A 10,606-nucleotide genomic window follows, 5' to 3' on the forward strand; every position below is an offset into this window, starting at 1 on the left:
ATTTAAAATATCAATTTCAACAGAGCAGAATTCTTTACGTTTCCGCCCGGTAACCACAATACCAAACGTAAGAAAATAATTATTTGTGGCTAAATTTTAGAATAATTACAGGTAATTATGTAAATTGTTAGAGTTTAAATTTTACAAATTTGTCTTTGCAGATTTGTCCAAAGCAAACTTTAATCTAAATGTGTTTTATTGACGTATGAATAAGAAAACCATTCATTTTCTAAAAAAAACACTTCGTGTACTGCTTTGGTGCATGGCTTCTGTAATTACACTTTTATTGCTTCTTATTGTATTAATTCAGGTTCCTTCCGTCCAGAATTTTGTAAAAGATAAGGCCATTACTTATCTGCATAAAAAGATAAAAACCAAAGTTTCGTTAGATCATATTTCGATAAAATTTCCAAAAGACATTGTTTTGGAAGGATTTTACTTTGAAGATCAAAAAAAAGATACCCTGTTAAGCGGGAAACGTTTGGAGTTGGATGTTGATTTGTTCAAATTGATCAACAGTGAATTGGAGATTAATTCGGTTTCACTGCAAAATACCACAGCCCGTATTTCAAGGGATAAAAAAGGAGCTTTTAATTTTGATTATATTAGTAAAGCATTTGAGTCTAAAGAACCAAAGGTTGAAGATCCGAACAGCAAACCTTTTAAAATCTCGGTTGTAAAAATAAATCTGGATAACGTCAGGTTTGATTTTAAAGATGATTTTTCTAAAAGCGACACTCGTGTAAAACTCACGCATTTTGATACCAAATTTAAGGAATTCGATTTAGATAAAATGAATTTCAACATCCCGGATATCAATCTAAGCGGGTTAAAGGTAGTTTTGAATCAGGATGTGATCGAAAAGATCGCTGAAGGATCAGTGCAAACGATAGATACCGTCTCGAAAAGAGCAGATTTCAATTTGAAGTTAGGAAACATCAGATTAGCAAAAATTGATATTGTTTACGACAACAAAGATTCCAAATTAGATTCCGGAATAAAACTGGATCAGTTGAATGTAGCCGTAAACAAAATTGATTTGAACCGTCAGTTATTGGATTTCAAAGCTTTCGAACTTAAAAATTTAAAAGGGAATCTACGTTTGGGGGCAAAAGACAAACAGCTTCAAACTCCCGATTTAGATGCTACTGCCATAAAACAGGCAGGATGGAAAGTAAAGTTGAATGTTATAGACATCCAAAATATAGCGTTCAAATTTGATGATATGCAATCGAAACCAATTTCGAAAGGAGTTGATTACAGTCATATGGATCTGAGTAAGGTTAATTTTAAAGCAGAAAAATTGTATTATGGGAACGATACAATTTCAGGAAATATAAAAACACTGACCTTAAACGATAAAAGCGGCTTGAAGCTTGAGGCTTTAAAAACCAATTTCTTTTACGGACCAAAGAACGCGTACCTGAGCAATTTGTATTTGAAAACACCCCAAACGCTTTTTCAGCACACTATAAAAGTGGGTTATCCTTCGATCGCTTCCGTTTCCAAAGATTTGGGCAATCTTACTTTAGAGGCCAATTTAAATCAGACCAAAATTGGCTTTAGAGATATCCTGCTTTTTGCTCCCGATTTACAGCAATCCAATCCGTTTAAGAGTAATCCAAATGCCGTTTTGAAGGTCAATGCACGTTTGAGTGGGAAGATAAAAGATCTGAATATGGCCCAGTTCGAAATGAGCGGAATCGGAGCTACAAAAGTTGTTGTTTCAGGAAAGATAAAAGGGATGCCTGATGCACAAAAAGCGGATTACGATTTAGACATCAGAAAACTATCAAGCACGTCAAAAGACATTTATTCGTTTGTGCCTGCGGGAACTGTTCCAAAGAATATTCAATTGCCTTCACAGTTGAATTTACAAGGTAAGTTTAAAGGTTCTGTTGCCAATTTTAAAACCAAGCTGGCTTTCAACAGTAGTTTCGGAAACGCAAAAGTAGATGCTTTGTTCGATCAGCGCGTGAAGAAAAAAGAAAAGTACGATGCGACCGTTTATTTACTTGATTTTGATTTAGGTAAATTGATTAAAAACGATTCAATAGGAAGAATTACACTTAAAGCAAAAGTAAAAGGTAAAGGTTTGGACCCGAAAACAGCACAGGCAGAATTTGACGGCTTGGTTCAGAAGGCTGTTTTTAATCAATACACCTATAAAGATTTGGCTTTAAAAGGCAATATCGAGAAAGGATCTTTTGTTCTAAACTCTGGAATGAAAGACCCCAACCTGCATTTCGATTTAACGGCCAGTGGAAATACCGAAGAGAAATATCCCTCCATTCAGTTAAAATTAAACCTGGATATTGCCGATTTAGAAAAATTAAATCTGCATGCCGGTCCAATGAAACTGCGTGGAAATGTTGACGCCGATATTGCCAACAGTAATCCTGATTTTTTGAATGGAATAGTATTTCTTTCCAACATTCAGATTGCCCAGACAGCAGAACCTATCGTTCTCGATTCAATCAGACTGATTGCCTTTGCCGATCAAAATCGAAACAATATCAAAGTTTCTTCTCAGTTTTTAAATGCGGAGGTTGATGGGAAATACAAACTGACAACTTTAACGGCAGCATTAAAAAAATCACTGTCAAAGTACATCGATTTAAAAAGTCCAAAAGTAAAAGGAGAAACGGATGAGCAACGATTGGCTTTTACGGTGAAGATTGATAATGATCCCGTGTTGCTGAAACTGCTTCCTGAATTGACGGGGTTGGAACCTGTTACTTTATCAGGAAAGTACAATAACGTGTCAGATTCTTTGGAAATAAAAGGAAGTATTCCGAGAATTGTATATGCCGCTAACACCATTGCCGACGGGAAAATCAATATCGAAGCCAAAGAAAATGGTTTAACATACAATGCTTCTTTTGGAACAATTGAGAGCGGTACTTTAAAAATTCCATTTACAAGCTTATCCGGAAAAATTGAAAATAATGTTTTGGATTATGCACTTGAAGTAAAAGATGCTAAAGAGAAACAACAGTATTTTATTGCGGGAGACTTAAAGCACGACGGTTCAAAAAGCAGTTTCAGAATTGATGCTCAAAATTTTATTCTGAATTATGATAAATGGAATATGGATCCTGAAAATGTGGTGGAGTTTGGAGCCAAAAGATTGTATGTCAATAAATTTAATTTAGAAAATTCGGGTAATGAATTAAGAGTTCAATCATTAGGAGATCAGGATAATGCACCACTACAGGTCGATTTTGTAAATTTCAAAATAGAGACGATTATGAACATCGTCAAAAAAGATCAATTGTTAATGCAGGGTCTGATTAATGGACATGCACTGGTTGAAAATGTAATGACAAAACCCAGCTTTACTTCAGACATAAAAGTAGATCAATTTGCATTCAAAGGAGAACCTGTTGGAGATATTACAGTGAAAGTAGACAATAAAACCAATAATTTGCTGGCAGCCAATATTACTCTTAGCGGAGAAGGAAATGAGGTGAATCTGACTGGAAATTATAAAATCGACGATGGAAATCTGGATTTTAATCTGGATCTGAACAAATTAAATATCAAAAGTATTCAAGGGTTCAGCATGGGCAATCTGACTGAGGGAACTGGATTTTTAGCAGGGAATTTCAAAATTACCGGAAATGCTGCCGCGCCAAAAGTAAACGGAGCACTGGAATTTAAAGAGACAGGTTTCAGAGTAACAAAATTTAATTCCTACTACAAAACAGCTGACGAAAAAATAACACTTCAGGATGATGTTATCACTTTTGATACCTTTACTTTTCATGATGAAAACGACAATGAACTGATTGTAAGCGGAACCATTAAAGCAACAGATTATACCAAATTTGACTTTGGCTTAACTGTAGTGGCGGATAATTTCAGAGCGATACATTCGCAAGAAAAAGACAATGATTTGTTTTATGGAGATTTGGTGTTAGACAGCAAGCTGAACATCAAAGGAACGCTCGAAAATCCTGTAGTTGGCGGCAATATTAAAATAAATAAAGAAACCAAGTTTACAGTTGTGATGCCGCAATCCGATCCTTCTATCGCCGATCGGGAAGGGATAGTTGAATTTGTAGACGAAGACAATCAATATCTGAAACAGACTGTTGCTATGGAGCAAAAACTCAATCAGTCACGGTTAGTTGGTATGGACGTCAGTGTGGCTATTGCCATCGACAAAGAGGCAGAACTTACCCTGGTAATCGATAAAGGAAACGGTGATTATTTGAACTTAAAAGGAGAAGCCGAACTTACCGGTGGAATCGATCCGTCCGGTAAAACAACTTTAACTGGTAAATATGAGTTTTCAGGTGGGGCGTATGAAATGAATTTCAACATGATCCGACGAAAATTTGATATTCAGAAAGGGAGTTATATCATTTGGAACGGTGAACCTACCATGGCCAATCTGAATATTACGGCGATTTATAAAGTAAACACCGCACCAATAGACTTATTGGGCAACCAATTGCCAACGGATAACCCTACGGAGCGAAACACCTATAAGCAGAAAATTCCGTTTCAGACCTTGTTGAAAATGAACGGGGAGCTTTTAAAACCGGAAATCACTTTTGATATTGTACTTCCGGAGGGTAATAATGATGTTTCTGCAAATGTGGTATCACTTACCAAAGCAAAACTTCAGCAGTTAAGACAAGAACCAGCGGAATTGAACAAACAGGTTTTTGCTCTTTTACTCTTGAACCGGTTTATTGGCGAAAACCCATTTTCGAGCGAAAGCGGGGGAACCAGTGCAGAATCTCTCGCACGACAAAGTGTGAGTAAAATTTTGTCACAGCAGTTAAATGATCTTGCCGGAGAATTAATTACGGGAGTTCAGTTAGAATTTGATCTCGAGTCAACAGACGATTATACATCCGGTAGCAGAGAAAACAGAACCGACCTGAACGTCGGGGTTTCCAAAAAGTTGTTAAACGATCGATTAAAAGTTACCGTAGGGAGCAGTTTTGCCGTTGAAGGTCAGGAACGTGCCAACGAGCAAAGTGCCAATATTGCGGGAGATGTGGCATTGGATTATCAATTAACCAAAGACGGCCGTTATATGGTTCGGGCTTATCGAAAAAATGAATATCAGGTGGCGGTCGAAGGTCAGGTAGTTGAAACCGGTGTTGCTTTTATCATCACAATGAGTTACAATAAATTCCGCGAACTTTTTCATCGTAGTGCAGCAGAAAAAGAAATGATTAGAGAAGAAAAATTGCGCAACGAAAAAAAGAAACTGAAAGAGAAAGAGGAGAAGCAAAAAAAGGAAAATCAAATAGAAGGGAATGAGCAAAAAACATAACAATGTAAGAATGAAATATGTCAGGTATTTTGTTGTGCTGTCCTTATTTTTTGTTTTTGGATGCAGTAACACAAAATATTTGCCGGAGGGAGATTTATTGTACACAGGAGGTTCGGTAACGGTAAAAGATTCAGTTCTTAAAAAGAAAGAACGAAAAGCACTGGAAAATGAACTGAATGATTTACTGCGCCCTAAACCCAACAAACAATTCCTGGGATTACGTCCTAAGTTATGGTTTTATAATATCGCCGGAGAGCCTAAAAAACAAAAAGGAATCCGATATTGGCTGCGTACTAAAGTAGGAGAGCCTCCCGTGCTTTTTTGTAAAGTTGATTTAGAGTATAATGCATCCGTCCTTCGCAATTTTACCGAAAACAGAGGGTATTTTAAAACCCGAGTCAGTGCCGATTCTACTGTTAGCAACAAAAGAGCTACAGCAGAATATACAGTAGTACCTAAAAAGCAATACATTATTAAAAGCGTAATTTTTCCTGACGATTCCTTGGCGATGTCCAGAATAATAGGAAGATCAAGCCGAAGAAGTCTCTTAAAGGTTGGGCAGCCGTATGATTTGGATGTTATTAAAGCAGAGCGCGAACGTATAGACGCCAGATTGAAGGAGAAAGGGTATTATTATTTTAACCCCGACTATCTTTTGGCAAAGGTAGACAGCAGCAAAGGCGATCATGAAGTGAAAATTAGATTGGTAATTAAAGCGGATACGCCTCCAAAAGCGCTTACAGCCTATAAAATCAATAAAATTGTAGTCTACCCGAATTTTACCATTTCAAAAGACAGTGTAAAGTACCAGTCAAAAGATATTATTCAATATAAAGACTTCACCATTATTGATACAGCTGACAGTTTTAAGCCAAGAGTTTTTGATCGCGCCATCCACTTCAAAAAGGGAGATTTCTACAACCGTAAAGACCACAATCTGACCCTAAATCGTTTTGTAAATTTGGGAACGTTTAGTTTTGTGAAAAATGAATTTAAGCCTTCGGATAGTTTACCCAATGCGTTGGATTCGTATTATTATCTGACGCTTTTACCGAAGAAATTTATTCGTGTAGAAGTTTTAGGAAAAACAAACTCGGCCAGTTATACCGGTAGTGAGATTAATATCAACTGGAACAACAGAAACCTATTTCGAGGGGCAGAATTATTTACGGTTTCCATTTTTGGTGGTGCCGATTTTCAGCTTTCAGGAGCCAATAACGGGAAAAATATTTATAAGCTGGGAACAGAAACCAGTTTGACCTGGCCAAGATTTATCGTTCCGTTTTTTCATATTGAAGGTTCCAGCGAATATGTGCCGCGAACCAAAGCAACAGTGCGATATGAATATCAAAACAGAACACAATTGTATGCTTTAAACTCTTTTAAAACCTCTTTTGGATACCAGTGGAAAGAGAATATTCGAAAAGAAAATCAACTGAATGTAATTGATGTGACCTATGTGAGTCCCAATCACGTGACGGCTGAATATTTAGCAGATATTCAAGAAGACCCGTCATTAGAAAAGATAATTGAAAAACAATTGATTTTTGGACCAACTTATACGTATACCTACACCAATACGATGCAGAAGCGTAGAAAAAATACGTTTTACTTTAGTGGTGATTTAGATTTGGCAGGAAACGTTACAGGTCTGGTAACAGGAGCAAATGTTAAAGATGGGAATCAGAAAAATATTTTTGATGTTCCTTTTAGTCAATATGTAAAAATGAGAGGTGATCTCAGACATTATTTAAAGCTGGGTAAAGAAAGTGAATTGGCCAGCAGGATTATTTTGGGAATAGGACTTCCGTACGGAAATTCAAGGGCATTGCCAACGGCTAAACAATTTGTGGTAGGAGGAACCAATAGTATTCGGGCTTTCAGAGCCAGATCACTCGGACCGGGAAGTTATCTCAATACACAAACGACTAATAATTTTCTTCCGGATCAGTCAGGCGATTTGAAATTGGAGTTTAGTACCGAATACAGGGCCAAACTTTTTAGTATTGTCCGCGGAGCGGTATTTGTAGATGCCGGAAACGTTTGGCTTTTAAATGCCGATCCCAATAAGTCCGGTGGAGAAATTACCAAAGATTTTATGAAAGATATTGCCGTAGGAGCCGGAGCCGGTTTGCGTTTTGATTTGTCTTTTTTAGTTTTAAGAACCGATTTGGCATTTCCGTTGAGAAAACCCTATTTACCGCAAGGTCAGAGATGGGTAATTGATGATATTAATTTTGGAAGTGGTCCCTGGAGAAAAGAGAATTTGATTTTAAACATCGCCATTGGGTACCCGTTCTGATTTTATGTTTTTAGAACAGACAGAATAAAATAACCGCAGGAATAGAAAGCTTACTTTAAACTTTTATTCCTGCGGTTTATGAGAGTTGTTTCTACAATCCGGAAATAATAAATTCGCTTCTTCTGTTCATTTGATGCTCTTCTTCCGTGCAATTTTCATTATCAGAACAATGGTTTACAAGTTGTGTTTCACCATAACCTTTGCCGGTTAATCTGTTTTTATTAACCCCATGTTTAATAAGCCAGTCGATAGTAGATTTAGCTCTTCTATCAGACAACAGCTGATTGTATTTATGCGTCTGACGGCTGTCTGTATGAGAACGAATATCTAATTTCATTTTAGGATACAAGTTCAGTACATCCAGGATTTTTTCCAGATCTAAAGCAGCTTCTTTACCAATATTGGATTTGTCTAAATCAAAGTATATCATTTTGATACCGAAAACTTTGCCTAAATTATCTCCAATGGTTACCTGGTAGCGGGATTTTTCAAGTGGAATCGGTAAATAAGCTTTTGAACGATCTTTTGATACCAGTATTTTTTGTTCCCAGGTGGTGTAGTTTTCTTTTTTGGCCCTGATATAATAGGGAGTTTCAGGATCCAAAACGAAACTATACTTTCCTTTCTCATCGGAGAAGGTGGAATCTTTTACATTCATGTCCTGATCATACAAGGTGATTTTGGCATTTGGTAAAATTTCATTACTGTCCAGATCAGTCACAACTCCATATAATTGGTAGTCAGTATTTATTTTTTTTGTCTCTAAAAATTTATAAATATCATCTGATCCTTGTCCGCCTTTTCTGTTCGATGAAAAAAAGCCTTTTCGGGATTTGATGTCAATAATATAAGCAAAATCATCATTAGGAGAATTGACATCTGCTCCTAAATTTTGAATATTACTAACTCCGGCGTCGTTTATTTTTCCAACAAAAATATCAAGACCGCCAAGTCCCGGATGCCCGTCTGAAGCAAAATAAATTTCATTTTCATCGGTTACGAAAGGAAATGTTTCTTTTCCTTCGGTGTTGATTCCGGGGCCTAAATTTTGAGGAGAGCTGTATCCTCCATTACTCAGGATTTTGACCTTGTAAATATCAGATTGTCCTATTGTTCCGGGCATATCTGAAGCAAAATATAAAGTCTTTTCGTCCGGACTGAGAGTAGGATGTGCCGTACTGTATTCATTACTATTAAAAGGTAATTCTACGATATTGTCCCACTCCTTCTTTTGATTAAGAGTGGCTTTGTATATTTTTATAAAGGTGGTTTTTTGTTTGTTTTTTCCTTTTTTACCATCAATATAATTATTGCGAGTAAAGTAAATAGTTGTTCCGTCTTTTGTAAAAGTGGGAGTGGATTCGTGAAACTTACTATTGATTTTTGATTTTATTTTTTTTGGTGCGCTTGGATTGAAATTTTCATCGAGCACAGCTTCATAAAGGCTGGTGAAACTTTCACCCGTCCACTTATGTCTTTGTTGTCCCAGTCCTCCTGTATCTCTTGCAGTGGTGAAAACAATTTTATTTTTGAAAAATGTTGTTCCGTAATCCGAATATTTACTGTTTATTCCTGAATCTTCAATCGTATAGCGTCCGGAATTTGCTTTAATCAAATCCAGATAGTTTTCATTTTTTTTGTATAGTTTCCCTCTTGTATCATTCTTTGAATGCTGAGAGAATAAATCAAGCATTTGATTGGCTTTCCCTGTGCGATTTGTCGATTTTAACGATTGTGCATATCGGTAATAATATTCGGGCTCCACATCGTTAGTCATGGCAAATAACTCGTCATACCATTTTGCAGCTTTGTCAAATTCAGCATTAAAGTAAAAAGAATTGCCCAGTTTTTTGAACATATCTGCAGACTTGTAGCCCTTTGAAGCTACTCTTTCATAGGTTTCAATCGCATTAATATAAGCGTAGTTGGCATATTGTTTGTCTGCTGTAGCTATTTTATTCTTTTGAGAATAAGTATGAAATGAAAAAAAACTTAGTATTAATAAATAAAAGGGTATATAATTCTTCATAGTAAATAATTTTAAAAGAAACGAGGGGTTGTCATTCTGCTTTGTTTTCGGATAAACTCAAAACGCAGGAATATTTCATGCGAACCATTACTGTAATTGTTTAGTTTTGAAGATTCAAGATCATAACCGTAACCGATGTACATACCATCTGTAAGCTGAAAACCGGCCATGGTACTGAAAGCGGCGTCCCAGCGGTAGGCAATTCCAACCATAAATTTATCGTTGAACATAAAATTACCTGAGACATCCACCTGCAGCGGCGCACCTTGTGTTATTTTTGTGAGCACTGCGGGTTTGAATTTTATATTGTTGTAAGCACTCAAATTGAATACATATCCTCCCATTAAGTAGTAGTTAATTTTGTTTTTGAATATGGCTACTTCATTATTGTCATAATAATTGGTCACTATAAAATCCGGTACCGATAAACCGATGTAAGCTTTGTCAGAATGCCAATAGACCCCGGCTCCTATATTTGGAGATATGACATTATTTAAATTTTGTAAATGTGGATCGTCCAAATCTGCGGGATTTAGCCTATTAGTGTCCAGATTAAAAAGACTAACAGTTCCTTTAAGTCCGAATGAAAGTTTAAAATTATCTGAAGTCTGAACCGTATAGGAAAAGTCAGTCGATAAAGAGCTTTTATCAGAAGCACCAATTTTGTCATTTACAAGAGAAACACCGATACCTAAATTACTGTCGTTTATAGGGGTGTTAATTGAAAAAGCGCTGGTTTTTGGTGCTCCTTCAAGGCCTACCCACTGTGCGCGATACAATCCAAAAACACTCAGCGTACCTCTCGATCCGGCATAGGCAGGATTAATATTTATGGTATTGTACATGTATTGTGTGTATTGAGCATTTTGCTGAGCCGCTATATTTATTACATTGAAAAGCAATAAGAACTTTAAAAAAAATAAATTCTTTTTCATTTGTATAGTTATTTTTTTAGTGAAACTTCTGTGCGAAAAGATTG

General features: G+C 36.4%; 4 protein-coding genes. 2 read left to right on the forward strand and 2 right to left on the reverse strand.

Annotated features, from left to right (window positions below; genetic code table 11):
- Positions 1-205 precede the first annotated feature (205 nt).
- On the forward strand, positions 206-5,296 hold the full coding sequence (locus LNQ34_RS13395) for a translocation/assembly module TamB domain-containing protein (protein WP_230000119.1): 5,091 nt from the start codon (positions 206-208) through the stop codon (positions 5,294-5,296).
- On the forward strand, positions 5,280-7,598 hold the full coding sequence (tamL, locus tag LNQ34_RS13400) for a translocation and assembly module lipoprotein TamL (protein WP_230000120.1): 2,319 nt from the start codon (positions 5,280-5,282) through the stop codon (positions 7,596-7,598). The genes LNQ34_RS13395 and tamL overlap by 17 nt, the downstream gene beginning before the upstream one ends.
- 91 nt (positions 7,599-7,689) lie before the next feature.
- Here tamL and LNQ34_RS13405 read toward each other — a convergent pair whose 3' ends face one another.
- Both LNQ34_RS13405 and LNQ34_RS13410 read right to left on the reverse strand, forming a co-directional pair.
- Positions 7,690-9,627: an OmpA family protein gene (locus LNQ34_RS13405; RefSeq protein ID WP_230000121.1), complete on the reverse strand. Its 1,938-nt coding sequence runs from the start codon at positions 9,625-9,627 to the stop codon at positions 7,690-7,692.
- 11 nt (positions 9,628-9,638) lie between these two features.
- Positions 9,639-10,562, reverse strand: coding sequence for a PorP/SprF family type IX secretion system membrane protein (locus tag LNQ34_RS13410; RefSeq protein WP_230000122.1), 924 nt, complete (start codon positions 10,560-10,562; stop codon positions 9,639-9,641).
- Positions 10,563-10,606: the final 44 nt, after the last annotated feature.

It is taken from the genome of Flavobacterium lipolyticum, assembly GCF_020905335.1.
GTDB classification, from domain to species: domain Bacteria; phylum Bacteroidota; class Bacteroidia; order Flavobacteriales; family Flavobacteriaceae; genus Flavobacterium; species Flavobacterium lipolyticum.

Bases quoted from the DNA above. Each gene is read 5' to 3' on its own strand.
- tamL (WP_230000120.1), top strand. From the start codon at position 5,280: ATGAGCAAAAAACATAACAATGTAAGAATGAAATATGTCAGGTATTTT.
- LNQ34_RS13395 (WP_230000119.1), top strand. From the start codon at position 206: ATGAATAAGAAAACCATTCATTTTCTAAAAAAAACACTTCGTGTACTG.
- LNQ34_RS13410 (WP_230000122.1), bottom strand. From the start codon at position 10,562: ATGAAAAAGAATTTATTTTTTTTAAAGTTCTTATTGCTTTTCAATGTA.
- LNQ34_RS13405 (WP_230000121.1), bottom strand. From the start codon at position 9,627: ATGAAGAATTATATACCCTTTTATTTATTAATACTAAGTTTTTTTTCA.